The organism is Mycolicibacterium austroafricanum (assembly GCF_000612725.1).
Taxonomy (GTDB): Bacteria; Actinomycetota; Actinomycetes; order Mycobacteriales; family Mycobacteriaceae; genus Mycobacterium; species Mycobacterium austroafricanum.
Window position 1 is genome coordinate 284,975 of the sequence record NZ_HG964456.1, and the last position, 26,662, is coordinate 311,636.

A 26,662-nucleotide genomic window follows, 5' to 3' on the forward strand; every position below is an offset into this window, starting at 1 on the left:
GACCGGCGTCAACAGCTCACGAAAGGACCAGTAGGACAATGCGTTTGAGAATCGATACGTCTGGGACTCGTTTTATCGTCACCCGCGCTCCTGAGCCACGGCTGAACTTCGAAACCGGCGCCCCGAAAGTCGACACCGCCACCGGGATGCCGATGTACGCCACCCAGGTCCTCGCGCTGGATGACTCCGGCGGCGAAGTGCTCATTGTCACTGTGGCAGGAGACCCCAAAGTGACAGTCACGCAGCCTGTTTCGGTAGTTGGTCTGGTGGCCATCCCGTGGGCCCAAGGTGATCGCAGCGGGGTGGCGTTCCGTGCTGATGCCCTCACCGCCGCCACCGCCAGTGGTGCTGCGCCGAGTGAGCAGACACGCCCGCAGAAGTAACAACCCCCAAGCGGGTGTGGGGTGCGGTGAGCAGATCATCGCACCCCGCCACCCCGACACCCCGGGCATTGCTGTTGACCACACGCTCACGGAGGGCATCTCTCATGACATCGAACAAGAAGAACACCACCAACAGTGGATCAGGCGATGACGACTGGTTCGGAGAACTGGTCATGTCGCTGTTCACCGCATCCGGGTATGTGCTGTGGTGGGCGGTGCTGTTCCCGGCGATCAGCGTGCCCATCATCGCCAGCCTCGTCCTTGCTATCAGCCACGGCCCACGCGTGGGCCTGATCTGCGCGATCGTGTGCAGTGCCGGGTATGCGGGCTGGGCCTGGCTCCAACCGGGGTCATTTCGCGCCTGGGTGACCGAACCGGTACGGCGGCGCTGGCTCACGTGGTCGCGCTACACCCGCACCTGGGAATCGACCTGCACCTTGCACGGCCTGACCGCCACCCTCGGCGGACGCACTCTCACTCCCACCCTGCGCACGGTGACGATCGGTAAAACCACCGATGTGCTCGTGGTGCGGATCGTCACCGGCCAGTCCGTGGCAGATTGGCATAAACAGTCCGACGCGCTGGCCGCCGCGTGGCGCGCCGGCCGCATCAGCATCACCGCCATCTCGCCCGGCGAACTGCGCATCACGTTAATGCGCGCAGACGTGCTGGCTGAACCGATCGCCCTGCCCATGCCAACCCCGGCCACCCCGGTCGATCTGGTGTCGGTGCGGGTCGGGATCACCGAAACGCGACATTGGTGGCAGGTGCCGCTGCTCGGTCACCACGTGCTGATCGCCGGGGCAACCGGCGCAGGCAAAGGCTCAGTGCTGTGGTCGTTGATCGCCGGCATTGCCCCCGCGGTGAAGACCGGGCTGGTCCGGTTGTGTGTCATCGACCCCAAAGGCGGCATGGAACTCGGTGCCGGAGCACCCCTGTTCACCGTGTTCACCCACGACGCCACCGACACCACCCTGGAGTTGCTACGCCAGCTCGTCACGGTGATGCACGCCCGGGCGAATCGTCTGCGCGGCCACACCCGCCTACACACCCCCACGACGTCGGAGCCGTTGTTCGTTGCGGTGATCGATGAGATCGCCGCACTGACCGCATACGTGACCGACCGCAAGGTCCGCACCGAAGTCGAACAACTCCTGGGCCTGCTGCTCTCCCAAGGCCGCGCAGTCGGCATCAGCGTGGTCGCCGCGGTCCAAGACCCGGCCAAAGACACCCTGCCGGTACGGCAGCTGTTCACGGTGCGGATCGGGTTGCGGCTGACCGAAGCCACCCAAACCACCATGGTCCTCGGCCAAGGGGCGCGCGATGCCGGGGCAGAATGCGACCGCATCCCCGACACCACCCCCGGGGTGGGCTACATGATGGTTGACGGCACCGCCCACGCCCAGCGGGTGCGGGCCTTTCACGTCACCGACCACGACATTACCGCCCTGGCCAGCCGGTTCCGCCGAACCGCGAGGCGACCGAACAAGCCCCACCAGCCACACAACACCGATACCGGCCACACCGCGAGTGAGGGCAGCGGTGAATAGCTCCACGACATCGGCGCAGCTTGTCCTACCGGGTGTTCCGGATACAGCTGACACCGCCCGGGTGGTCGAGCAGATGGTGCGGCGCGCCGCCTCGATGGGATACGAATCCTGGTGGCGACGAGCAGAATCCGTCGGATTCTGCGCCCACCCCATCCAGCTGATCGGTGCCGATGAGTACGGGCGTCAGCGGGTGGTATGGACGCGCTGCAACAACCGTCGCGCCCACATCTGCCCCTCCTGCTCGGATCTCTACGCCCGCGACACCTGGCAACTCGTGCACGCCGGTGCCGCTGGCGGTCACCACGGCATGCCCACCACGGTGGCCGATCATCCGCAAGTGTTTGTCACTCTCACCGCACCGAGCTTCGGGGCCGTCCACACCGCCACGAAGTCACGGGAGAAGGCAGCGCAGGTGTGCCGCGACCAGCACCGGGTCGGCGGCTACCGACGCTGCCCGCATGGAAAACAATTGTGGTGCAGCATGTCCCATGATCATGGCGACGAGCGGGTCGGCCAGCCGCTGTGTCCGGAGTGCTACGACTATGCCGGGCATGTGCTGTTCACGTGGCACCTGCCCGAACTGTGGCGACGCTTCACCATCACCCTGCGGCGCGCCCTACGCAAAAGCCTGAAAGCCGCCGGAGTTGACCCGGATACGGTGCGAGTGAGCTTCATCAAGATCGTCGAACTGCAAGCCCGCGCTATCCCACACATCCACGCACTGATCCGCCTGGATCCCCACGACGACCTTGACCGCCCCGGGTGGGAATCACCTATCGGTGCAGTCGAACTCGCTAAGGTCATCCAGTACGCCATCCGCACCGTCACACTCACCGTCAACGACCCGACAGCCGATGGCGGTGGGCAGACGATACGGTTCGGCACACAGATCGACACCCAACCGCTAACCGCATCGGTGGATCCGCCGCCAAATGAGCACAATTCAGGCTCAAGCCGGTCCATGTCTAGCCGGCTGGTGGCGCGCTATCTCGCCAAGTATGTCACCAAATCCTTGGCAGCCCTCGGAATCAGCGCACGCCGCCTATCTACGGAAGCCATACCCGACCTGGACGTGTCCGAGCATGTGCGGACCATCCTGACCACCATCAGCGATCTCGCGGACAAAGGACTGTCCGGCATCGGGCGGTGGTTGCACACCCTCGGATTCCGCGGCCACATCACCAGCAAATCCCGCCGTTATTCGACTACCATGACCGTGCTGCGCGAACAGCGCGCCATTTGGACGCGTCAGGAAAGCTCGAAAAGCACTGCATACCAATACGATCCCGACTGTGACTTCGCCGGTGGCGATGATCTGGTGGCGTGGGAGTTTGACCGTGCCGGCCCCGGCAGCCTCGGCGATCGCAGTCTCGTCTATTCCGCGGCCCTCCAACGTATTCACATCCGCCGCATCGGACTAGTGGAAGCCCGTCGCCACACACGCAGCCAGCATTGGGATCCACCAGGGGCAAGCGATGGCTGAACGATGCCCAACCCCACATGCTCGCTCCGAATGTGACGCTCGAATTAATGCACCGAGCATGTCAGAGGGAGGTGTTCAAATTGACCTGCCGAACCGGAATCGGCTTCCGCGCGAGGCCAACCGCGCGCTGGTAAACGTCATACTGGCTGTGCGGGACCGGACCCGCGGATCACGAAGGGAAGTGGCATGAGCCTCAGGTTCGCTTTCTATGGCCGAGTGAGTACCGAGGACGCTCAAGATCCCGAGGCGAGCCGCAGCTGGCAGAAACGTCGTGCCATCGATCTGATCACTCCGCATGGCGGAGTCCTCGCTGTCGACTACTTCGATATAGGTCAAAGCCGTTCGCTTCCCTGGAAACGCAGACCGGAGGCTTCACGTCTGCTTGCAGATGTCACTTCTCGTGACCGTGGCTTCGATGCCGTGGTGATCGGGGAACCTGCTCGCGCGTTCTACGGACCGCAATTTGCGCTCACTTTCCCGGTGCTCACGCACTACGGGGTTGGCCTATGGGTGCCTGAAGTCGGCGGAGCGGTTGATCCCGGATCCGAGGCACACGACCTCGTGATGACGCTCTTCGGCGGTATGAGCAAGGGAGAACGCGCACGAATCCAGATGCGCGTCCGTACCGCGATGTCGGCACTCGCGCAGGACACAACCAGATACCTCGGCGGTCGCCCACCGTACGGGTATCGACTCGTCGATGCCGGCCCGCATCCCAACCCTGCCAAGGCAAGTCTTGGGCAGCGGCTCCATCGTCTCGAACCCGACCCCGCGACATGTTCGGTCGTCGAGCGGATCTACCGCATGTACGCCGATGGTGCTGGCTTGCGCTTCATCGCACAGCAGCTCACCGACGATGGAGTGCCATCACCAAGCCAATATGACCCGGAGCGGAACCGGCACCGTGATCCGCGCGGATGGTCCCATTCGGCGATCCGCGCAATCCTCGACAACCCGGCGTACCGCGGTATTCGTGTGTGGGGCAAGCAGGAGAAATACGAGGTCTTGGTCAACCCCGACGATGTCGCTGCCGGGTACGAGACTCGCATGCGGTGGCGTGACGAGGTCGACTGGATCGCACCTGACCGGCGAACGCACGAAGCGCTGATCACTGACGAGCTGGCGCGGGCTGTCCGACTTCGGATGCAGGCGCGGCGGGGTCCGGGTCTTGTGTGTAGCAGAGAATCGACGGTGCCATATGCGCTGCGCGGGCTGCTGTTCTGTGCCGCATGTGGACGCCGCATGCAGGGCGCCGCCCGGCCGGGGAAGCAAACAACGCGGATCCTCTACCGTTGTGAGTTCGGCAAGTCACGTTCTGTACCTGTGGACCTGAGTGATCATCCGCGCACCGTCTATCTCCGCGAAGACGCAGTGACAGCGCGACTCGACGAATGGATCGCCACTCTGGCCGATCCAGAAGACCTCGCACGCGGGCAAGACGTGGACCCGGCGGCCGGACCTGGCTACGCCGCCTTGCAGCGCCAGCTGAGCGAGGCGAATGCCAAAGTGGCTGCCTTGATCACCGCCGTGGAGTCTGGCGTGGCCGTTGAGGATCTAACTGCTGCGTTGCGTCAACGTACCGCCGAGCGCGACGAGCTGAGGGCACGCGTTGAGCGAGTGGCGCGGCCCCGCGCCATGTGTGCCGCCGAGATCAGTGAGTTAGTTAAGGAGTTAGGCGGACTGTCGGTCATCCTCGGCGCGGCAACCGGAGCTGAGCGCGCCGAGGTGTACGCAAGCTTGGGCCTGCGTCTCGACTACGACCCGCATCTTCGGCGAGTCACGGCGACTGCCGACCTGAGTCGTGTCGCCGGATGTGTCCGAGGGGGGACTTGAACCCCCACGCCCGTTAATAGGGCACTAGCACCTCAAGCTAGCGCGTCTGCCATTCCGCCACTCGGACCTGCTGTGCGGCAGCTAAGGCTAACGGATGAGCCGCCCCGGACCCAAACCAGCCGACCCGGGCAGTGTTACAAAGGGACTGTGACTGGTCATGCAAGCGGGCGCAGCAGCGGGTTGACGCCAAGAGACGAGGTTGTCGACCTCGTGAGCACGCTGATCCGGTTCGACACCTCCAACACCGGTGATCCCGCCACCACCAAGGGCGAAGCGGACTGCGCCCGCTGGGTGGCCGATCAACTCGCCGAGGTCGGGTACGTCACCGAGTACGTCGAAGCGGGCGCACCGGGTCGGGCCAACGTGTTCGCCCGCCTGGAGGGCGCCGACCGCTCCCGCGGCGCGCTGATGCTGCACGGACATCTGGACGTGGTGCCCGCCGAGGCGTCGGACTGGAGCGTGCACCCGTTCTCCGGCGCCGTCGAGGACGGCTACGTCTGGGGCCGCGGCGCCGTCGACATGAAGGACATGGTCGGGATGATCATCGCGGTCGCCCGGCACTTCAAACGCTCGGGCATCGTTCCGCCGCGCGACCTGGTGTTCGCGTTCGTCTCCGACGAGGAGGCCGGCGGCAACTTCGGCTGCAAGTGGCTTGTCGAGAACCGCCCCGACCTGTTCGACGGGGTGACCGAGGCCGTCGGCGAGGTCGGCGGGTTCTCGCTGACCGTGCCGCGTCGTGATGGCGGGGAACGCAGACTGTACCTGGTCGAAACCGCGGAGAAGGCGATGCTGTGGATGCGCCTGACGGCCCGGGGCCGTGCCGGGCACGGTTCGATGGTGCACGACGACAACGCCGTCACCGCGGTCGCCGAGGCGGTGGCCAAGCTCGGCAGACACCGGTTCCCGATCGTGCTGACCGAATCGGTCGAACAGTTCCTCACCGCGGTCGGTGAGGAGACCGGGTACGCGTTCGATCCCGCCTCACCCGACATCGAGGGCACCGTCGCCAAACTCGGCGGGATCGCCCGCATCGTCGGGGCGACGCTGCGCGACACCGCGAACCCGACCATGCTCAACGCCGGCTACAAGGCGAACGTCATCCCGGCGACCGCGGAAGCCGTGATCGACTGCCGGGTGCTGCCCGGCCGGCTGGCCGATTTCGAACGCGAGGTCGACGAGCTGATCGGCCCGGACGTCAAAAGGGAATGGATCACCAACCTGCCTTCCTACGAGACGCCGTTCGACGGCGAACTGTTGGAGGCGATGAACAACGCGATCCTGGCCGCCGACCCGGACGCGCGAACGGTGCCCTACATGATGTCCGGCGGCACGGACGCAAAACACTTCGCCCGCTTGGGGATTCGTTGCTTCGGCTTCGCCCCGCTGCGGCTGCCGCCCGATCTGGACTTCGCCGCCCTGTTCCACGGCGTCGACGAACGGGTACCTGTCGATGCGTTGACCTTCGGCGCGCAGGTCCTCGAGAACTTCCTGCTGCACTCGTGACACCAACCGAAAGGACCATCTCCCATGGCGTTTGACTACGACCCGTACTCGTTCCTGCCCGCACTGCCCAGCTTCACGCTCACCTCGCAGTCCTTCGAAGACGGTCAGCCCTGGGGCAAGGATCAGGTCAGCGGCATCATGGGTGCCGGCGGGTCCGACATCTCGCCGCAGCTGAGCTGGTCCGGCTTCCCGGAGGAGACCCGCAGCTTCGCCGTCACGGTCTTCGACCCCGACGCGCCGACGGCTTCCGGGTTCTGGCACTGGGCGGTCTTCAATTTGCCCGCCACCGTCACGGATCTGCCCGCCGGCGTCGGCGACGGCAGCGCGAGCGGATTTCCCGGTGACGCAGTCACTTTGGCCAACGACGCCGGTCTGAAGCGGTTCATCGGCGCCGCGCCGCCGGCCGGGCACGGCGTGCACCGCTACATCGTCGCCGTCCACGCCGTCGGCGTCGAGAAGCTCGACGTGCCCGCCGATGCCACCCCGGCCTATCTGGGGTTCAACCTGTTCGGGCACGCGATCGCCCGCGCGCTGATCACCGGGACCTACGAACAGCACTGAGCCTGTGATTTCGGTGTAGTTGGTCAACCTGAGCGTGACCAACTACACCGAAACCGCAAGCTACTTAGCGGGTGGCCGAGCCGACGGCCTGCGCGAGACCGGAGAACCCGTGCCCGCGCAGGCGCGCGGCCAGACCGTCGTTGATGTCCTTGGCCCACAACCCGCCGCCGTACACAAACCCGGTGTAGCCCTGCAGCAGTGAGGCCCCCGATACGATGCGCTCCCACGCGTCGTCGGCCGTCTCGATGCCGCCCACGCTGATCAGCACCAGCCGGTCGCCGACGCGGGCGTACAGGCGGCGCAACACCTCAAGAGCCCGCCGGGCCACCGGGGGGCCCGAGATCCCGCCCGGTCCCAGGGCGTCCACGCCCGGTGTCGCCAGCCCGGCGCGCGAGATCGTGGTGTTGGTGGCGACGATCCCGGCCAACCCCAGTTCCACTGCGAGATCTGCGATCTCGTCGATGTCCTGGTCGGCCAGATCGGGTGCGATCTTGACCAGCACCGGTGTCGAGGTCTCGGCCAGCACCGCGGACAGGATCGGCCGCAGCGATTCGACCGACTGCAGGTCACGCAGCCCGGGCGTGTTCGGTGAGCTCACGTTGACCACGAGGTAGGCGGCCAACGGCCCGAGCAGCCGGGCGCTTTCGGCGTAATCCTCGGCCGCGTGTTCGGGCGGTGTCACCTTGGTCTTGCCGATGTTCACCCCGATCGGTACATCCGAAGACGTGCGGGTCAGCTGAACCGCCAGTGCGCCGGCGCCGTGATTGTTGAAACCCATGCGGTTCAACAGCGCCCGGTCGGCGGGCAGCCGGAACAACCGCGGAGCCGGGTTGCCCGGCTGGGCCTGCGCGGTCACGGTGCCCACCTCGGCGTAGCCGAAACCCAGTGCGCCCCACGCGTGCACCCCGATGCCGTCCTTGTCGAAGCCGGCGGCCAGGCCGAGTGGCCCCGGGAACCGGGTCCCGAACACCGTGCTGGCCAGGATCGGATCGTGCGGCGCGAGCCGGCGCGCCAGCCGCCTGCGCACCGGTTCGGCTGTGGTCGCGGCCCGCAGGCCGGCGAACACCCAGGTGTGGATGCGTTCGGGCGGTACCAGGAAAAATGCCTTGCGCAGCGCGGCGTACATCACAGGCCCGGCTGGTCGGGGGGTCCGGGTGCGGTGTCGGACCGCTTCTTGCGGCGCAGGAGCACCCGTCGCGAGCCGTCGGTGTAGAGCCGCACGCGGGTCAGCTCCCAACCCCGGTACTCCGCTTCGATCGACAGCCGGATAGATGCGCTGACGCGCGTGACGTCGGGCGGAAGCCGCAGTGGGATCCACTCGTACTCGCCCGGATCCTCCGAGACCACCTTGTCCCACGCAGCGGGCATCCGGCCCCGCCACGCCCGGCTCACTTGGCCGCCCCGGTGATCACCTGGACGCCCGCGCCCGCGCCGGACACCACGTAGAGCGTGCCCGAGGCGTCGTCGAAGGCCAGTGAGTTCGGCTGTTGCACGGTTCGATATCGCACCTTCTCGACGGGGATCCCGGTCGAGAGATCGTAACCAACGACGGTGTTGGTCGCCGTCTGCGCGACCCACGCCAGCCCGTCGTCGTCCCTGGATCCGGCCACCGCGTAGGGAGCATCCGGCACGGGGTAGCGCTGCCGCAGGATGAGCGGGTTCACGCCGTACACCAGCAGCTCGCCACCGCGGGTGTCGGTGACCAGCACCCGCCCTGCCCCGTCGGCGGCCATCATGGTGGCGCCCTCACCGGCGCGCAGCGCATGCTCGGACTTGGTGCCGTCGGCGTTCAGGCTCGTCACCGAGGTCTGGCCCCGGTCCAGCACGACTGCGGTATCACCTTGTGTGACAAGGGCATCCACCCGGGCGAAGGTCTTCAGTTGGGCGCCTACGGTGTTCTCGGAGGTCAGCGTGTACACCGTCCCGTCGGCGCTGCCCAGCACCAACCGGCCGTCGCCGCGCCGGGCGATCGCGGTGAAGTCCACTCCCTCCCGGCCCTCGACCTCCACCTTCGTCACATCTGCCGTCGCAATGTCGAGCCGGTAGTAGCCGCCGCGTGTCGACAGGTACGCCCGGCCGTCGTCGTCGCCCGCGATCGCCGTCGCCGGATCCGCGAGTTCGACCGGCCGCTGCGCGCCGGACTCGGCGACGACGGTGACAGCCGACCCGTCCGGCCCCGAGGACAGCACCAGCAGCGACGCCGTCGCCGCGTCGAACACCGCCGCCTGCGCGGCGCCGGCCATCGGCCAGACCACCCCGGACGGTGCTGCAGTGACCGGGGGAGAATCGGCGGCACGCGCGGGTTCGATGGTCGGCGGCGGCGCATCCACCGGATTGGACGAACACCCGGCGACCAGCGTCAACGCCAACGCGGCGATCCCCAGACGGGTCAGCTGAGCCTGCGGGTTTATGTGGCGCGACAACGGGTAGCTCTCGGTTCGAGTTCGGTGGGAATCGATCGGAGAGCCAGTGTATGCAACGGCGTAGTGGCGGCCCGGGGGCGTCCGGCGAGCCCAAGGGCGCCGTCGGCGGTATGGTACATACCATGACCCTCGCCGCTGACAGCGAAGTCGCTGGTCGGGGCTTCGCCGTCGAAGTCATCACCACCGGGGTGCACGCCAGCGGTTTCGGCGAACTCGGCGACGGCCGCAGCTTCTCCTTCCACATGGAACGTCAGACGCTCGTGGTCGAGGTGTACCGGCCGCGGCTGCGTGGCCCTGTCCCGCAGGCCGAGGACGTCGTGGCCACGGCCAGTCGCAAGCTCACCGACATCGACATGACGGACGAGCGCAGCCTGATCGCCGCCGTACGCGACACGATCGCCCACGCCCAGCCGGTTCCCCGCGCCGGGCGTTAGCGGCCGCCCGCCCCACTCCACGGTACGGTCGTCGTCGTGACGGGGCTGCCTGAGATGTCGTGGCTGCAGGTCGTCGTTCTCTCCGTGCTGCAGGGGCTGACCGAGTTTCTTCCCGTCTCGTCGTCGGGGCACCTGGCGATCGCATCGCGCGTCTTCTTCGAAGACGACGCCGGAGCCTCGTTCACCGCGGTGAGCCAGCTCGGCACCGAGGTTGCCGTGCTCGTGTACTTCGCGCGGGACATCGTGCGCATCGTCAAGGCCTGGTTCGCCGGTCTGTTCCGGGCCGGGCAGCGCAGCGCCGACTACTGGCTGGGCTGGTGGGTGATCATCGGCACCATCCCGATCAGCGTGGTGGGTCTGCTGTTCAAGGACGAGATCCGAACGGGTGCCCGCAATCTCTGGCTGGTGGCGACCGCGATGATCGTGTTCTCCTTCGTCATCGCCGCCGCCGAGTACTACGGCAGGCAGGCCCGGCGGGTCGAGCAGCTGACGTGGAGAGACAGCATCATCGTCGGTCTGGCCCAGTGTCTCGCGCTGGTGCCCGGGGTGTCGCGGTCGGGCGCGACGATCAGCGCGGGCCTGTTTCTCGGGATGCATCGTGAGCTCGCCGCCCGGTTCGGATTCCTGCTCGCCATCCCGGCGGTGTTCGCGTCAGGCCTGTTCTCGCTGCCCGACGCTTTCGAACCGGTCGGGGAGGGCATGAGCGCCAGCGGCGCCCAGCTGTTCGTCTCGATCGTGATCGCGTTCGTGGTGGGCTATGCCGCGGTCGCGTGGTTCCTGCGGTTCCTGGTGCGGCACAGCATGTACTGGTTCGTCGGCTACCGCATCGTCCTCGGCACCGTGGTGCTGGTTCTACTCTCGGCCGGGGTGGTGTCGGCGATATGACGGGCAGGGAGACGATGTGACGGTTCTTTTGCTGCGGCACGGCCGCTCCACCTCGAACACGGCCCACACGCTCGCGGGCCGTTCGGAGGGCGTCGACCTCGACGACCGCGGCCGGGAACAGGCATCGGCGCTCGTCGACCGGCTCGAGTCGCTCCCCATCCGCGCGATCGTGCGCTCCCCGCTGTTGCGGTGCGAACGCACCGTCGAACCCCTGGCTGCCGCGCTCGGCCTGCAGCCGCTGGTCGACGACCGGATCACCGAGGTGGATTACGGGGCCTGGACGGGCCGCAAGATCGTCGAGCTGGTCAAGGAGCCGCTGTGGGCGGTGATCCAGCAGCAGCCCAGTGCCGCGGTGTTCCCCGAGGGTGAGGGGCTGGCCGGCGTGCAGGCCCGCGCCGTCGCCGCGGTGCGCGAACACGACCGCCGGCTGGCGGACGAACACGGCGCCGACGTGCTGTGGATCGCGTGCACCCACGGCGACGTCATCAAGTCCGTGCTGGCCGACGCGCTGGGCACACACCTGGACAGCTTCCAGCGCATCAACGCCGACCCGGCCTCGGTCAGCGTCGTCCGCTACACCCCGGTGCGGCCGTTCGTCATCCATGTCAACCACACCGGCGTCGCGCTGAACGCGGCGCTGTCGGCGCCTCCGTCCACCGGCGAGTCCGAGACGGGCGGCGTCCCCAGCGGAGACGCGGTGGTCGGCGGATCCACCGACTGACGCCGACCGGGCCGTTGCCGGTATTTTGGAAATTGCCATGACCCGCGAAATCCACGTCTTCCGTACACCCGACCGCTTCGTGGCCGGGACGGTCGGCCAACCGGGAAACCGGACGTTCTATCTGCAGGCCGTCCACGACAAGCGCGTGGTCTCCGTGGTGCTGGAAAAACAGCAGGTGGCCGTGCTCGCCGAGCGGATCGCCGCGCTGCTGCTGGAGATCAACCGCCGCTTCGGCACCCCGATCCCGCCGGAGACCGGCGACGTCGACGATCTGAGCCCGCTGATCACCCCTGTCGACGCCGAGTTCCGGGTCGGCACGATGGGGCTTGGATGGGACTCGGAGGCGCAGACCGTGGTGGTGGAACTGCTCGCCGTGTCGGACACCGAGTTCGACGCGTCGGTGGTGCTCGACGACGCAGAGGAGGGGCCCGACGCGGTGCGGGTGTTCCTGACGCCGGAGTCGGCCCGCCAGTTCGCGACGCGGTCCAATCGGGTCATCTCGGCCGGGCGCCCGCCGTGCCCGCTGTGTGACGAACCGCTGGACCCCGAGGGGCACATCTGCGTGCGGACCAACGGTTACCGGCGCGGTGCGCTCACCGGGTCCGACGATGACGAGCTGTGATTTCGGGGAGGTGCTGCGCTGCGGCGAACTGACCGTGATCGGGCGGATCCGTTCGGCGAGCAACGCCACCTTCCTGTGCGAGGCCACCCTCGGCGCGGACACCTGGCACTGCGTCTACAAGCCGGTTCGTGGCGAGGCGCCGCTGTGGGACTTTCCCGACGGCACCCTGGCCGGGCGGGAGGTTGCTTCGTATCTGGTCTCGGCTGCCATGGGCTGGAACGTGGTGCCGTACACCATCATTCGTGACGGCCCGGCCGGTCCGGGCATGGTGCAGCGCTGGGTGGACCAACCCGGGGACGACGACACCGACGACGACCGTGACGACCGGCCCGCCGGGCCCGATCTGATCGACCTGGTGCCCGCGGGCAGGGTCCCGGCCGGATTCCTGCCGGTGCTGCAGGCCTACGACTACGCGGGTGACGAGGTCACCCTGGTGCACGCCGACGACGAGCGGTTGCGCCGCATCGCGGTGTTCGACGTGCTGGTCAACAACGCCGACCGCAAGGGCGGCCATGTGCTGCACGGCGTCGACGGCGGAGTCTACGGCGTCGACCACGGAGTCACGCTGCACGTCGAGGACAAGCTGCGCACCGTGCTGTGGGGGTGGGCGGGCAAGCCGGTCGACGACGAAACCCTTTCGGACGTCGCGAAACTCGGCGACGCGCTGAACGCCGACCTGGGTGCCGAACTGTGCGGCCTGATCACGCCCCGCGAGGTCGCCGCGCTGCGGGCCAGAGTCGTTGGCCTGCTCGGCAATCCGGTGATGCCGACCCCGGACCGGCGGCGGCCGATCCCATGGCCCGCGTTCTGACGTGATCTACTTGCCGGGTGATTCTCACCGACGCAGCACTGGCCGCCGCGGTGGCCGAGGAGGCCGGTGAGCTGCTGCTCGCGATGCGCGAGCGGATCGGCGCGGACTTCTACGACCCCTACGACCTCGGTGATGCAGGGGACAAGCGCGCCAACACGCTGATCCTGGACCGGTTGCACCGGGAGCGCCCGCACGACGCGGTGCTGTCCGAGGAGGCCGTCGACGACCTGTCCCGGGTCGACGCCGACCGGGTCTGGATCGTCGACCCGGTCGACGGCACCCACGAATACTCCATGCCGGGCCGTGCCGACTGGGCGGTGCACATCGCGCTGTGGCAGCGCGCCCCACGCACCGGGGCACCCACGATCACCGACGCCGCAGTGGCGCTGCCCGCGCGCGGCGAGGTCTACCGCACCGACACCGTCACCCCGCCCCCGCCGCGCGCCGAAGGCCCGATCCGCGTCACCGCCAGCTCGAACCGGCCGCCCGCGGTGCTGTGGCGGCTGCGCGAACAACTCGACATCGAGCTGGTCCGGATCGGATCGGCCGGCGCGAAGGCGATGGCGGTGGTGCGCGGCGACGTCGACGCCTACCTGCACGCGGGCGGCCAGTGGGAGTGGGATTCGGCCGCCCCGGCCGGGGTGCTGTGGGCCGCCGGGATGCACGCCTCCCGCATCGACGGCTCCCCACTGATCTACAACCGCCGCGACCCCTACCTGCCGGACCTGTTGATGTGTCGGCCCGAGGTGGCCGGGGTTCTGCTGGAGGGGATCTGGTCGGCGTACCGGTGACGAGGCCGGCGACTGGTGGGAATGGACGGGAATGAATCAGCCGTCGGATTTGTCGCACACGTCGATGTCTAGAGTCGAGGCTATGCATTCGTGGTCCGCACCGAACGTGCCTGCGCTGCCGGGGCGCGGGCCGCAGTTGCGGCTCTACGACAGCGCGGATCGACAGGTGCGCCCGGTGGCGCCCGGCGCCACCGCCACGATGTACGTGTGTGGCATCACGCCGTATGACGCCACCCACCTCGGGCACGCGGCGACCTACCTGACGTTCGATCTGGTGCACCGGCTGTGGCGCGACAGCGGCCACGACGTGCACTACGTGCAGAACATCACCGACGTCGACGACCCGCTGTTCGAACGCGCGCAGCGCGACGGGATCGGGTGGCGCGAGCTCGGAGACCGCGAGACGGAGCTGTTCCGCGAGGACATGGCGGCCCTGCGGGTGTTGCCGCCCCGTGACTACGTGGCCGCCACCGAGGCGATCGCCGAGGTCGTCGAGCTGGTGGAGAAGATGCTGGCCGCCGGCGCCGCCTATGTGGTCGACGACCCGCAGTACCCGGACGTGTATTTCCGTGCCGACGCCACCGTGCAGTTCGGCTACGAGTCGGGTTACGACCGCGACACCATGCTGGCCCTGTTCGCCGAGCGCGGCGGCGACCCCGACCGTCCCGGAAAGAGCGACCCGCTGGACGCGCTGCTGTGGCTGGCCGAGCGGCCCGGCGAACCCAGCTGGCCGTCGCCGTTCGGTCCCGGACGCCCGGGCTGGCACGTCGAGTGCGCGGCGATCGCACTCAGCCGCATCGGGACGGGCCTCGACATCCAGGGCGGCGGCAGCGACCTGATCTTCCCGCACCACGAGTTCTCTGCCGCGCACGCCGAATGCGTCACCGGTGAGCGGCGTTTCGCCCGCCACTACGTCCACGCGGGCATGATCGGCTGGGACGGGCACAAGATGTCCAAGAGCCGCGGCAACCTGGTGCTGGTGTCGCAGCTGCGCCGCGACGGTGTCGATCCGGCCGCGATCCGGCTCGGACTGTTCGCCGGGCACTACCGCGACGACCGGTTCTGGAGCCCCGCGGTACTCGACGAGGCGCTGGCGCGCCTGCACCGCTGGCGCAGTGCAACGGCGCTGGCGGGCGCCCCCGACGCCACCGACGTCGTCGCGCGGGTGCGGCGCTACCTCGCCGACGATCTTGACACCCCCAAAGCGCTTGCCGCGCTGGATGGTTGGGCCACCGACGCGTTGACCTACGGTGGCTACGACGCGACCGCCGGAACGACGGTCGCCACCGCCGTCGACGCGCTGCTCGGCATTGCGCTGTAAACCACCGGCCGTGGAGTAGGTTTCCGGCCATGGGAGCCGTGGCCGGAAAGACCGTGTTCATCACCGGCGGCGCGCGCGGTGTCGGTGCGGAGGTGGCGCGGCGCCTGCACGCCAAGGGGGCCCGCCTGGTGCTCACCGATCTCGACGAGGCGCCGCTGACCGAACTGCGTGACTCGCTCGGCCCCGACCGCGTGCACACCATCGTCGCCGACGTCCGTGAGCTGACGGCGATGGAGGCCGCCGCCGCGAGCGCCGTCGACCGGTTCGGTGGCATCGACATCGTGATGGCCAACGCCGGGATCGCGACCTACGGTTCGGTACTGCAGGTCGATCCCGAGGCCTTCCGCACCCTGATGGACGTCAACGTCATGGGTGTGTTCCACACCGTGCGGGCCACGTTGCCGTCGGTGCTGGAGCGGCGCGGCTATGTGCTGATCGTCTCGTCGCTGGCCGCGTACGCCGCCGCGCCGGGCCTGGCGCCCTACAACGCCGCCAAGGCCGCCGTCGAGCACTTCGCCAACGCGCTGCGCCTCGAGGTCGGTTTCCGCGGCGTCGCCGTCGGCTCGGCACACATGTCCTGGATCGACACCCCGCTGGTGCGCGACACCAAGGCCGATCTGCCGACGTTCGCCGAGATGCTGAGCCGGCTGCCGTTCCCGCTGAACCAGACGACGTCGGTCGAGGCGTGCGGGGAGGCCTTCGTCACCGGGATCGAGCAGCGCAAGCGCCAGATCAACTGTCCCGGCTGGGTCGGGGTGCTGCGTTGGCTCAAATCGCTGCTCTCCACGCCGATCGGCGAACAACAGGTGCTGAAGTTCGTGCCCGACCTGCTCCCGCGGATGGACGCCGAAGTCGCCGCGCTCGGGCGGTCGATGGGCACCAGGACCCAGCGATTGGAGGAGCGTTGATGTTGCGTCGCCTGACCGCCGCCGCGGCGGCGTTGCTGTTGCTCGCCGGCTGCGGCACCGACTCATCCGCGCCGGAGGACACGTCGACGTCGTCGGCGCCGGAAACCGCGGCGGTGGTCAGCCCCGAAGAGGCCAGGGCGATCGCCAAGGAGGCCTATGTCTACGGCTTCCCGATGGTCGACAACTACCGCGTGCAGTACTCCTACTTCGTCGACAAGCAGGACCCTGAGTACAAGGGCGGCTGGAACGAGGTGCACAACACCGCCCGGGTGTACACCCCCGAGGACACCGCGATCCAGACGCCCAACTCGGACACCCCCTACTCGTTCGTCGGGGCCGACCTGCGGGCCGAACCGCTGGTGCTGACCGTGCCGCCGGTCCAGCAGGACCGCTACTACTCGCTGCAGTTCGTCGACGGCTACACCTACAACTTCGCCTACGTCGGCAGCCGCACCACCGGCAACGGCGGCGGCAGGTATCTGCTCGCGGGTCCCGGCTGGCAGGGGGAGAAACCGGAGGGCATCGACGAGGTGATCCGCTCGGACACCGAGCTGGCGTTCGTGCTGTACCGCACCCAGCTGTTCGGACCGTCGGACATCGAGGAGGTCCGCAAGATCCAGGCGGGCTACCAGGCGGCGCCGCTGTCGGTGTACCTCAACCGGCCCCCGCCGCCGCCGGCGCCGGCGATCGACTTCGTCCCGCCCCTGACGCCCGAGCAGCAGCGCACGTCGCCGCAGTTCTTCGAGATCCTCAATTTCGTGATGCGGTTCGCCCCGGCGCTGCCGGAGGAAACGGCACTGCGGGAACGGTTCGCGAGAATCGGCATCGGCCCCGACGGCGATTTCGACGCCGACTCGCTGAGCCCGCAGATGCGCGCCGCGATCGAGGGCGGGATGGCCGACGGTAACGCCGAGCTCGACGCGTTCAAGAAGAACGAGATGGACACCGGCAACGTGACGTCCGCGCAGTTGTTCGGCAGCAGGCAGGAGCTGGGGGACAACTACCTGTTCCGGATGGCCGGCGCCGCCTACGGCATCTACGGCAACACCGCCGCCGAGGCCATCTACCCGAACTTCTCCAACGATGCGGCAGGCCAGCCGCTGACCGGCGCGAACAGGTACGTGTTCCGCTTCCCGTCGGGCGGGTTGCCGCCGGTCAACGCGTTCTGGTCGCTGACCATGTACGAGCTGCCCGCCAGCCTGCTCGTCGAGAACCCGATCAACCGCTATCTGATCAACTCGGCGATGCTGCCCAGTGTGGTGCCCGACCCCGACGGCGGATACACGTTCTACATCCAGAACGAGTCGCCGGGCATCGACAAGGAAGCCAACTGGCTGCCCGCCCCGAAGGGGCCGTTCGCGCTGGTGCTGAGGCTGTACTGGCCCAAGCCCGACGCGCTCAACGGCTCCTGGAAGTCCCCTCAACCCGAGCGCGTCTAGCGCGAGCTCTTTCACCGGCGCGGGTCTCTTTCACCTGCGCGGGCCTCTTTCACCTGCGCGAGCTCCTTCACCCGTGCGAGCTCTTTCACCTGCGCGGGTCTCTTTCACCTGCGCGAGCGTGCGTGTCTGAGGCCGACACGCCGCGCAGATGACAGATTTTGCGCACGCTCGTGTGTGGCAGCTGCCGTCGGGCAGTCTGCTGCCGGGCCGGCGAGCGTGCGCGAACTTCGCGAATTGGACGGCGTGTCCGCCTCAGACACGCACGCTCGCGCCCAAATCAGGAACGGGGCCAGCTCTAGCCGCGGAAGCCGGGGCCTCGGCGGCGCAGATAGCGCTCGAACTCGGCGGCCAGCGCGTCGCCGTCGATCTTGCCCAGCGCCTCGTTCATGTCGACCTCGGCGTCGCCGCGTTCCTCCAGGGACTGCACGTACTCGGCGATCTCGTCGTCCTCGGAGGTCATCTCGGTGACGGCCTGTTCCCACTCCTCGGCCTGCGCCGGCAGATCGGCCAGCGGCACCTCGATGTCCAGCACGTCCTCGACGCGCCGCAGCAGGGCCACCGTGGCCTTCGGGCTCGGCGGCTGCGACACGTAGTGCGGAACGGCGGCCCAGAACGTCACCGCGGGGATGCCCGCCTGCACACAGGCATCCTGGAACACCCCGGCGATGCCGGTCGGTCCTTCGTAGCGGGTCTCCTCCAGGCCGAACGTCTTGGCCGAGTCGGGGGAGTAGGCCGCGCCGGACACCGGGACCGGACGGGTGTGCGGCGTATCGGCCAGCAATGCGCCGAGGATGACGACGGTCTGCACATTGAGTTTCTCGGCGATGGCCAGCAGCTCCGCGCAGAACGTGCGCCAACGCATGTTCGGCTCAACGCCGTGCATCAGCACGATGTCGCGGTCGCTGCCGGGCGGACGGCAGTGCGAGATCCGCATCGACGGCCACACCAGTTCGCGGGTGACGCCGTCGACCTGACGGATCACCGGCCTGTTGACCTGGTAGTCGTAATACGCCTCGTCATCGATCTCGACGATCGTCTCGGCCTCCCAGATCGCGTCCAGGTGCTCCAGCGCGTCGCTGGCCGCGTCTCCGGCATCATTCCAGCCCTCGAACGCCGCGACGACGATCGTGTCGCGGAGATCGGGCAGGTCGGATCGCTTCGGACCGCTGAAATCCGAGGGGGTCACCAGGCCAGCGTAAGCCCTGCATGGGCTCGATGACGGGCATCGACTCGCACGCTTGTTTGTGTACCCGACTACCCTGGCTGTGTGACTGGCGCAAACGACCGCAAGTACGGCACCGACCTGCTCGACGTGATGTCGACGCGGGTCATGGTCGGCGACGGCGCGATGGCGACCCGGCTGCAGGCCGCCGCCGTCGCCGAGACGAAATGCGTTCGGCTGCAATCTGGTTAACCAGGGTGGCGACGACATCGCGACCGCCAAGCGGGTCGGGGCCGGTCGCGGCGAAAAGATGGGCGTCCAGACGTCGATCGGGTGACGTCGTAGACTTTCTGAGGTCGAGAGGCGTTGCAACGGTTACTCGGGGAACAGGGTCCCCGCTCGGTATCCGCCACGCTCGGCAGAGTCAAGGACGCCTTCCGCTACGGAAGGAATGCGCGTGAACTCCGCTGACCCCAACATCTGGGAGCCGAACATCCGTCCCGACTGCACCGACGAACTGAAGGTGGCTCTCGGCCGGCGGATCGTGGTGATCGACGGCGCGATGGGCACGGCGATCCAGCGGGACCGGCCGGACGAGGCCGGCTATCGGGGCGAGCGGTTCAAGGACTGGCCGAGCGATCTTGTGGGCAACAACGACCTGCTCACCCTGACGCAGCCGCAGATCATCGAGGGCATCCACCGCGAGTACCTCGAGGCGGGCGCCGACATCCTGGAGACCAACACCTTCAACGCGAACGCGGTGTCGCTGTCCGACTACGGCATGGAGAAGCTGAGCTACGAGCTGAACTACGCCGGTGCCGCCCTGGCCCGCAAGGCCTGCGACGAGTTCAGCACCCCGGACAAGCCGCGCTACGTCGCCGGCGCCCTGGGGCCGACCACGCGGACCGCGTCGATCTCGCCGGACGTCAACGACCCCGGAGCCCGCAACGTCTCCTACGACCAGCTGGTCGCCGCCTACCTCGACGCCGCCAGCGGCCTGGTCGACGGCGGTGCCGACCTCCTCATCGTCGAGACGATCTTCGACACGCTCAACGCCAAGGCCGCGGTGTTCGCCATCGAGACGCTGTTCGAGGACCGCGGGCGCCGCTGGCCGGTGATCATCTCGGGCACCATCACCGATGCGTCCGGGCGGACGCTGTCCGGCCAGGTCACCGAGGCATTCTGGAACTCCGTCAGACACGCCAGGCCGCTTGCGGTCGGCCTGAACTGTGCCCTCGGCGCGCCGGAGATGAGGCCCTACCTCGCCGAGATGTCGCGGATCGCGGACACCTTCGTGTCCTGCTACCCGAACGCCGGCCTGCCCAACGCCTTCGGCGAATACGACGAGTCCCCGACGCGCCAGGCCGGTTACGTCGCCGAGTTCGCCGAGGCCGGCCTGGTCAACCTGGTCGGCGGTTGCTGCGGAACGACACCGGCGCACATCGCCGAGATCGCCAGGGTCGTCGACGGCAAGCCGCCGCGGAAGGTGCCGGAGATCCCGGTGGCCACCCGGCTGGCGGGCCTGGAGCCGCTCAACATCACCGACGACTCCCTGTTCGTGAACATCGGTGAGCGCACCAACATCACCGGCTCCGCCCGGTTCCGCAACCTGATCAAGGCCGAGGACTACGACACCGCGCTGTCGGTCGCCCTGCAGCAGGTTGAGGTCGGTGCGCAGGTCATCGACATCAACATGGACGAGGGCATGATCGACGGCGTCGCCGCGATGGACCGGTTCACCAAGCTGATCGCGGCCGAGCCGGACATCAGCCGGGTCCCGGTGATGATCGACTCCTCCAAGTGGGAGGTCATCGAGGCGGGCCTGAAGAACGTGCAGGGCAAGCCGATCGTCAACTCGATCTCCATGAAGGAGGGCGAGGAGAAGTTCATCCGCGAGGCGCGGCTGTGCCGCAAATACGGTGCGGCCGTCGTCGTGATGGCCTTCGACGAGCAAGGGCAGGCCGACAACCTGGAGCGCCGCAAACAGATCTGCGGGCGGGCCTACCGGATCCTGACCGAAGAGGTGGGCTTCCCGGCCGAGGACATCATCTTCGACCCGAACTGCTTCGCGCTGGCCACCGGTATCGAGGAGCACGCGAGCTACGGGATCGACTTCATCGAGGCCTGCGCCTGGATCAAGGAGAACCTGCCCGGGGTGCACATCTCCGGCGGCATCTCGAACGTGTCGTTCTCGTTCCGCGGCAACAACCCGGTCCGCGAGGCGATCCACGCGGTGTTCCTGTTCCACGCCATCAAGGCCGGTCTGGACATGGGCATCGTCAACGCCGGTGCGCTGGTGCCCTACGACTCCATCGACCCCGAGCTGCGGGACCGCATCGAGGACGTCGTCCTCAACCGTCGCGAGGATGCGGCCGAGAGGCTGCTGGAGATCGCGGAACGGTTCAACAGCAAAGGCGAGACCGAGGACGCGGGGGTGGCCGAGTGGCGATCTCTGCCGGTCCGCGAGCGGATCACGCACGCCCTGGTCAAGGGAATCGACGCGCACGTCGACGACGACACCGAGGAATTGCGGGCCGAGATCGCCGACGCCGGTGGTCGCCCGATCGAGGTGATCGAGGGCCCGCTGATGGACGGGATGAACGTCGTCGGTGACCTCTTCGGCGCGGGCAAGATGTTCCTGCCCCAGGTGGTGAAGTCGGCCCGGGTGATGAAGAAGGCCGTTGCCTACCTGCTGCCGTTCATCGAGGCGGAGAAGGCGGAGAACGGGACGTCCGATTCGAAGGACACCAACGGCACGATCGTGATGGCGACGGTGAAGGGTGACGTTCACGACATCGGCAAGAACATCGTCGGGGTCGTCCTCCAGTGCAACAACTTCGAGGTGATCGACCTTGGGGTCATGGTGCCTGCCCAGAAGATCCTGGACGCGGCGAAGGAGCACAACGCCGACATCATCGGGCTGTCCGGGCTGATCACCCCGTCCCTGGACGAGATGGCCAACTTCGCCGTGGAGATGGAACGCGAGGGTCTGGAGATTCCGCTGCTGATCGGTGGCGCGACGACCTCGCGCGCACACACCGCCGTGAAGATCGCCCCCCGTCGTGGCGGTCCGGTGGTGTGGGTCAAGGACGCTTCCCGTTCGGTGCCGGTTGCTGCGGCGCTCCTCGACGACAGGCAGCGTCCGGCCCTGCTGGAGGCCACCGAGGCTGACTACGCATCGCTGCGCGAACGACACGCCCAGAAGAACGAGCGCCCGATGCTGACGCTGGAGAAGGCCCGCGCGAACCGGACTCCGGTCGAGTGGGACGGCTACACGCCTCCGGTGCCCGCCCAGGGGCTCGGCGTGCGGGAGTTCAAGGACTATGACCTCGCCGAGCTGCGCGAGTACATCGACTGGCAGCCGTTCTTCAACGCCTGGGAGATGAAGGGCCGCTTCCCTGACATCCTCAACAACCCGGCGACGGGCGAGGCTGCCCGCAAGCTGTACGACGACGCCCAGGAGATGCTCGACACCCTGATCAAGGAGAAGTGGCTGACCGCCAACGGGGTGATCGGGTTCTTCCCGGCGAACGCCAGCCCGGGCGGCGACGACATCGTGGTCTACACCGACGACACCCGTACCGAGGTGCTGACCACGCTGCACAACCTGCGCCAGCAGGGCGAGCACCGCAGCGGCATCCCGAACCGGTCACTCGGTGACTTCATCGCCCCCAAAGAATCGGGTCTCCGGGACTACATCGGCGCGTTCGCCGTGACCGCGGGGCTCGGCAGCCAGGACAAGATCATGGAGTTCAAGGCGGCCCTCGACGACTACAGCGCGATCCTGCTGGAATCGCTCGCCGACCGGCTGGCGGAGGCTTTCGCCGAACGGATGCACGAACGGGTTCGCAAGGAGTTCTGGGGATACCAGCCGGACGAGCAGCTGGACAACGACGCACTCATCGGGGAGAAGTACGTGGGAATCCGCCCTGCCCCCGGCTACCCGGCCTGCCCGGAGCACACCGAGAAGGCGACGCTCTGGAAGTTGATGGACGTCAAGGAGCGGACCGGCATCGAGCTGACCGAGTCGATGGCGATGTGGCCCGGAGCGGCCGTCAGCGGCTGGTACTTCTCGCACCCGCAGTCGCAGTATTTCGTGGTCGGCCGGCTGGCCCAGGACCAGGTCGCCGACTACGCGAAGCGCAAGGGCTGGACCCTGGCCGAAGCCGAGCGCTGGCTCGCCCCCAACCTGGGCTACAACCCCGAGGACTGAGCCGTCCGGATACGCGACGGCCTGCCCGGGCCCGCAGCGGTTCGACGAGGCCGATGTTCATGTTGCGCGGTTCGCGCCGGGACACCGCTGCGTGCCAGAATGGTCGGGTGCGAGCGGTGCTGTGGGACATGGACGGAACGCTCGTCGATTCCGAAAAGCTGTGGGATGTGTCTCTTTCCGCGCTGTATGAGACATTCGGCGGGGTCATGAGCCGTGAGACCAGGGCCACGCTTGTCGGGGCGTCGGCCGAGGAAACGATGGTGACGGTCTACACCGAACTCGGTCTGGACCTCGATCCCGAAGCCATGGCGGAGTCCGTGCGCTGGCTGCACGACCACACCGCCGAGTTGTTCGACGGCGGACTGCCCTGGTGTGACGGCGCCCGCGAAATGCTGGAAGGTCTTGCAGCCGAACGCACCCCTGCCGCGTTGGTGACCAACACCCAGCGCGGGTTGACCGAGCGTGCGCTCAACAGCATTGGCCGCCATTACTTTTCGGTCACCGTGTGCGCTGACGAGGTGGCCAGCGGCAAGCCGGCCCCGGACCCGTACCTCCGGGCGGCCGAGTTGCTCGGCGTCGATCCGGCGGACTGCCTGGCCGTCGAGGACTCGGTGACGGGCACGGCGGCCGCCGAGAAGGCGGGCTGCGCCGTGCTCGTGGTCCCCAATGACGTCCCGGTACCCGGCGGGCTGCGAAGGCGCCACGTGGGTTCGCTGGCCGGACTCGACGTGGCCGACCTGCGTCGCATCTACGCAGAGATCGACCGAGAACTGCGCGAACGCACCGCCTGATCGCTTTCGCCGAGTAGCGGCGCCCACTTTTGGGAACACCCTCGGCGTCAGCATGCGGGTGATTGAATGTGACCCGTATCACGCAACGTTGCGGAAAGGTCGCCACATGGCCGGTCAGGGTGGTCCCGTCGGGGATGGTCCCGAGATTTTCGAGCAAGGCCAGGAATTCTCGTCCGGCAAGACCGCGGTGCGGATCGCCTCCGTCGCGGCTCTGGGCGGTCTGTTGTTCGGTTATGACAGCGCGGTCATCAACGGTGCGGTCGACTCGATCCAGGAGGACTTCGGCATCGGCAACGCCGAGCTCGGTTTCGCGGTCGCCTCTGCGCTGTTGGGCGCCGCCGCAGGCGCCATGACCGCCGGCCGCATCGCCGACAGGATCGGGCGCATCGCGGTCATGAAGATCGCCGCGGTGCTGTTCCTCGTCAGCGCGTTCGGGACCGGCTTCGCCCACGAGGTGTGGGCGGTGGTGCTCTTCCGGATCGTCGGCGGCATCGGCGTCGGGGTGGCGTCGGTGATCGCACCGGCCTATATCGCCGAGACCTCGCCGCCGGGCATCCGCGGTCGGCTCGGCTCGCTGCAGCAGCTGGCCATCGTGTCGGGCATCTTCGCCTCGTTCGCGGTCAACTGGCTCCTGCAATGGGCGGCCGGCGGACCCAACGAGCCGCTGTGGTTCGGGCTCGACGCGTGGCGGTGGATGTTCCTGGCGATGGCACTGCCCGCGGTGTTGTACGGGGTGCTCGCCTTCACCATCCCGGAGTCACCGCGCTATCTCGTTGCCAGCCACAAGATCCCGGAAGCCCGCCGGGTGCTGAGCATGCTGCTCGGCAAGAAGAACCTGGAGATCACCATCACCCGCATCCGGGAGACGCTGGAACGCGAGGACAAGCCCTCGTGGCGTGACATGCGCAAACCGACCGGCGGGCTCTACGGCATCGTCTGGGTGGGCCTCGGGCTGTCGATTTTCCAGCAGTTCGTCGGCATCAACGTGATCTTCTACTACTCCAACGTGCTCTGGCAGGCCGTCGGTTTCAGCGCCGACGAGTCCGCGGTCTACACCGTCATCACCTCGGTGATCAACGTCCTCACCACACTGATCGCGATCGCGTTGATCGACAAGATCGGGCGTAAACCGCTGTTGCTGATCGGCTCCTCCGGCATGGCCGTGACGCTGATCACGATGGCGGTGATCTTCGCCAACGCCACCGTCGGCGCCGACGGCAACCCCAGCCTGCCCGGCGCCTCGGGGGTGATCGCGCTGATCGCCGCGAACCTGTTCGTCGTCGCGTTCGGTATGTCGTGGGGCCCCGTGGTCTGGGTGCTGCTCGGCGAGATGTTCCCCAACCGGATCCGGGCGGCTGCCCTCGGCCTCGCGGCGGCGGGGCAGTGGGCGGCCAACTGGCTGATCACCGTCACGTTCCCGGGTCTGCGCGAGCACCTCGGCCTGGCCTACGGCTTCTACGGGCTGTGCGCGGTGCTGTCCGGCCTGTTCGTGTGGCGGTGGGTGATGGAGACCAAGGGGGTGTCGCTGGAGGACATGCACGGCGAGATCCTGCACGCGGACAAGACGGCGACCGGCTGAGCCCGGCCTGCCCAGCCCGGCCGATCGCGGTGTTTCCGACCTGACGTGACACAATCGCCAAACGTGAAGACCTTCGATGCTCTGTTCGCCGAACTGAGCGAACGGGCACGCACCCGTCCTGCCGGTAGCGGAACCGTCGCCGCACTCGACGGCGGCGTGCACGGCATCGGCAAGAAGATCCTCGAAGAGGCCGGCGAAGTGTGGCTGGCCGCCGAGCACGAGAGCGACGAAGCGCTCGCCGAGGAGATCAGCCAGCTGCTCTATTGGACGCAGGTGCTGATGCTGTCCCGCGGTCTGTCGCTCGACGACGTGTACGGGAAGCTCTGAATGTCTGCGCCCAAGACCCTGCGCGTCGCCGTCCCCAACAAGGGAGCGCTCAGCGAGTCCGCCGCCGAGATCCTCTCCGAGGCGGGCTACCGCCGTCGGCGTGACTCCAAAGACCTGACCGTCGTCGACCCGTCCAACAACGTCGAGTTCTTTTTCCTGCGGCCCAAGGACATTGCGATCTACGTCGGCTCCGGCGAATTGGACCTCGGCATCACCGGTCGGGATCTGGCGCAGGAATCCGACGCTCCCGTCGCCGAGCGACTGGCGCTGGGCTTCGGATCCTCCACGTTCCGCTACGCGGCCCCGGCCGGCACCGACTGGACGGTCGCCGACCTGGCAGGCCGCCGGATCGCCACCGCGTATCCCAACCTGGTGCGAAAAGACTTGGCCCACAGGGGCATCGAGGCCACCGTTATCCGACTCGACGGTGCGGTGGAGATTTCGGTGCAATTGGGGCTGGCCGACGTCATCGCCGACATCGTGGGCACCGGCCGCACGCTGGGCCTGCACGGACTGGTGGCGTTCGGTGAGGCGCTGTGCGATTCCGAGGCCGTGCTCATCGAGCGCGTCGACGCAGACCCCGCAACGGCCGCCGCGCGCGACCAGTTGGCCGCCCGGGTCCAGGGCGTGGTGTTCGGTCAGCAGTACCTGATGCTCGACTACGACTGCCCCCGTTCGGTGCTCGAGCGGGCCACCGAGGTCACGCCCGGGCTCGAATCACCGACGATCGCGCCGCTGGCCGACCCCGACTGGGTCGCGGTGCGCGCGCTGGTGCCGCGACGCGACGTCAACGCGATCATGGATGAGCTGGCCGCGATCGGCGCCAAAGCCATTCTGGCCTCTGACATTCGCTTCTGCCGCTTCTGATCGACACCGCTCACGGCGCGGTCAACCGTGTTAGCGTCCGGGTGTCCACCCGGCG

At 67.8% G+C, this 26,662-nt stretch carries 24 protein-coding genes, 1 tRNA gene and 1 pseudogene; 21 read left to right on the plus strand and 5 right to left on the minus strand.

Going from position 1 to position 26,662, the window contains the following annotated elements; translation table 11 throughout:
- Positions 1–38 precede the first annotated feature (38 nt).
- The 4 genes from BN976_RS23885 (at position 39) to BN976_RS32910 (ending at position 5,249) form a co-directional block, all read left to right on the plus strand.
- Positions 39–383: an SCO3933 family regulatory protein gene (locus BN976_RS23885; protein ID WP_005086573.1), complete on the plus strand. Its 345-nt coding sequence runs from the start codon at positions 39–41 to the stop codon at positions 381–383.
- 104 nt (positions 384–487) lie between these two features.
- Complete coding sequence (locus BN976_RS23890) at positions 488–1,933, plus strand: FtsK/SpoIIIE domain-containing protein (protein ID WP_005086572.1); 1,446 nt, start codon at positions 488–490, stop codon at positions 1,931–1,933.
- Complete coding sequence (locus BN976_RS23895) at positions 1,926–3,416, plus strand: replication initiator (RefSeq protein ID WP_005086571.1); 1,491 nt, start codon at positions 1,926–1,928, stop codon at positions 3,414–3,416. The genes BN976_RS23890 and BN976_RS23895 overlap by 8 nt, the downstream gene beginning before the upstream one ends.
- A 186-nt stretch (positions 3,417–3,602) precedes the next feature.
- Positions 3,603–5,249, plus strand: coding sequence for a recombinase family protein (locus tag BN976_RS32910; protein ID WP_005086570.1), 1,647 nt, complete (start codon positions 3,603–3,605; stop codon positions 5,247–5,249).
- Here the strand turns inward: BN976_RS32910 and BN976_RS23900 are convergent.
- Positions 5,231–5,316 (minus strand) — tRNA-Leu (locus BN976_RS23900). The two genes, BN976_RS32910 and BN976_RS23900, sit on opposite strands and share 19 nt — an antisense overlap.
- 80 nt (positions 5,317–5,396) lie before the next feature.
- Here BN976_RS23900 and BN976_RS23905 point away from each other — a divergent pair.
- Both BN976_RS23905 and BN976_RS23910 read left to right on the plus strand, forming a co-directional pair.
- Positions 5,397–6,752: a M20/M25/M40 family metallo-hydrolase gene (locus tag BN976_RS23905; RefSeq protein WP_036374636.1), complete on the plus strand. Its 1,356-nt coding sequence runs from the start codon at positions 5,397–5,399 to the stop codon at positions 6,750–6,752.
- A 24-nt stretch (positions 6,753–6,776) separates the two neighbouring features.
- Complete coding sequence (locus BN976_RS23910) at positions 6,777–7,313, plus strand: YbhB/YbcL family Raf kinase inhibitor-like protein (RefSeq protein WP_036374638.1); 537 nt, start codon at positions 6,777–6,779, stop codon at positions 7,311–7,313.
- Positions 7,314–7,377: 64 nt separating this feature from the next.
- Here the strand turns inward: BN976_RS23910 and BN976_RS23915 are convergent, their stop codons facing one another.
- From BN976_RS23915 to BN976_RS23925, 3 genes are read right to left on the minus strand one after another with little or no spacing between them, the layout of a single operon-like run.
- The gene (locus BN976_RS23915) at positions 7,378–8,439 is read right to left on the minus strand and encodes a quinone-dependent dihydroorotate dehydrogenase (RefSeq protein WP_036374957.1); all 1,062 of its coding nucleotides are present in this window, start codon (positions 8,437–8,439) and stop codon (positions 7,378–7,380) included.
- Entirely contained in the window at positions 8,439–8,705 is a 267-nt protein-coding gene (locus tag BN976_RS23920; RefSeq protein WP_011780685.1) for a DUF5703 family protein, read from the minus strand. Before BN976_RS23920 ends, BN976_RS23915 begins: the two co-directional genes overlap by 1 nt.
- A complete protein-coding gene (locus BN976_RS23925; protein ID WP_036374639.1) occupies positions 8,702–9,736 on the minus strand; it encodes an NHL repeat-containing protein in 1,035 nt (344 codons plus the stop codon). Before BN976_RS23925 ends, BN976_RS23920 begins: the two co-directional genes overlap by 4 nt.
- A gap of 122 nt (positions 9,737–9,858) precedes the next feature.
- Here BN976_RS23925 and BN976_RS23930 point away from each other — a divergent pair, with 122 nt between their 5' ends.
- The 9 genes from BN976_RS23930 (at position 9,859) to BN976_RS23970 (ending at position 17,668) form a co-directional block, all read left to right on the plus strand.
- A complete protein-coding gene (locus BN976_RS23930; protein ID WP_199559002.1) occupies positions 9,859–10,170 on the plus strand; it encodes a hypothetical protein in 312 nt (103 codons plus the stop codon).
- 54 nt (positions 10,171–10,224) lie between these two features.
- Complete coding sequence (locus BN976_RS23935; protein WP_011780682.1) at positions 10,225–11,055, plus strand: undecaprenyl-diphosphate phosphatase; 831 nt, start codon at positions 10,225–10,227, stop codon at positions 11,053–11,055.
- A gap of 16 nt (positions 11,056–11,071) precedes the next feature.
- Positions 11,072–11,776, plus strand: coding sequence for a histidine phosphatase family protein (locus BN976_RS23940; RefSeq protein WP_036374643.1), 705 nt, complete (start codon positions 11,072–11,074; stop codon positions 11,774–11,776).
- A 37-nt stretch (positions 11,777–11,813) separates the two neighbouring features.
- Positions 11,814–12,398: an Rv2134c family protein gene (locus tag BN976_RS23945; protein ID WP_011780680.1), complete on the plus strand. Its 585-nt coding sequence runs from the start codon at positions 11,814–11,816 to the stop codon at positions 12,396–12,398.
- Complete coding sequence (locus BN976_RS23950) at positions 12,385–13,209, plus strand: Rv2133c family protein (protein ID WP_036374646.1); 825 nt, start codon at positions 12,385–12,387, stop codon at positions 13,207–13,209. The genes BN976_RS23945 and BN976_RS23950 overlap by 14 nt, the downstream gene beginning before the upstream one ends.
- A 17-nt stretch (positions 13,210–13,226) precedes the next feature.
- Positions 13,227–14,000: a 3'(2'),5'-bisphosphate nucleotidase CysQ gene (locus BN976_RS23955; protein WP_036374648.1), complete on the plus strand. Its 774-nt coding sequence runs from the start codon at positions 13,227–13,229 to the stop codon at positions 13,998–14,000.
- 82 nt (positions 14,001–14,082) lie between these two features.
- Positions 14,083–15,321, plus strand: coding sequence for a cysteine--1-D-myo-inosityl 2-amino-2-deoxy-alpha-D-glucopyranoside ligase (gene mshC / locus BN976_RS23960; RefSeq protein ID WP_036374652.1), 1,239 nt, complete (start codon positions 14,083–14,085; stop codon positions 15,319–15,321).
- Between the two features lie 29 nt (positions 15,322–15,350).
- Complete coding sequence (locus BN976_RS23965; protein ID WP_011780676.1) at positions 15,351–16,229, plus strand: SDR family oxidoreductase; 879 nt, start codon at positions 15,351–15,353, stop codon at positions 16,227–16,229.
- On the plus strand, positions 16,229–17,668 hold the full coding sequence (locus tag BN976_RS23970; RefSeq protein WP_036374654.1) for a DUF1254 domain-containing protein: 1,440 nt from the start codon (positions 16,229–16,231) through the stop codon (positions 17,666–17,668). Before BN976_RS23965 ends, BN976_RS23970 begins: the two co-directional genes overlap by 1 nt.
- Before the next feature lie 295 nt (positions 17,669–17,963).
- Here the strand turns inward: BN976_RS23970 and BN976_RS23975 are convergent, their stop codons facing one another.
- Positions 17,964–18,854, minus strand: a complete 891-nt coding sequence (locus tag BN976_RS23975) for a PAC2 family protein (protein ID WP_011780674.1) — start codon at positions 18,852–18,854, stop codon at positions 17,964–17,966.
- 81 nt (positions 18,855–18,935) lie between these two features.
- On the opposite strand from BN976_RS23975, the pseudogene BN976_RS33890 reads away from it, so the two are divergent.
- The 6 genes and pseudogenes from BN976_RS33890 to hisG form a co-directional block, all read left to right on the plus strand.
- A pseudogene (locus BN976_RS33890) lies at positions 18,936–19,040 on the plus strand (hypothetical protein); the annotation flags it as partial.
- A gap of 241 nt (positions 19,041–19,281) precedes the next feature.
- Positions 19,282–23,043: a methionine synthase gene (gene metH, locus BN976_RS23980; protein ID WP_036374656.1), complete on the plus strand. Its 3,762-nt coding sequence runs from the start codon at positions 19,282–19,284 to the stop codon at positions 23,041–23,043.
- Between the two features lie 107 nt (positions 23,044–23,150).
- Entirely contained in the window at positions 23,151–23,834 is a 684-nt protein-coding gene (locus BN976_RS23985) for an HAD family hydrolase (protein WP_036374960.1), read from the plus strand.
- A 106-nt stretch (positions 23,835–23,940) separates the two neighbouring features.
- Entirely contained in the window at positions 23,941–25,413 is a 1,473-nt protein-coding gene (locus BN976_RS23990) for a sugar porter family MFS transporter (protein WP_011780671.1), read from the plus strand.
- Between the two features lie 45 nt (positions 25,414–25,458).
- Positions 25,459–25,740: a phosphoribosyl-ATP diphosphatase gene (locus tag BN976_RS23995; protein WP_011780670.1), complete on the plus strand. Its 282-nt coding sequence runs from the start codon at positions 25,459–25,461 to the stop codon at positions 25,738–25,740.
- Positions 25,741–26,607, plus strand: a complete 867-nt coding sequence (hisG, locus tag BN976_RS24000) for an ATP phosphoribosyltransferase (protein WP_011780669.1) — start codon at positions 25,741–25,743, stop codon at positions 26,605–26,607.
- Positions 26,608–26,662: the final 55 nt, after the last annotated feature.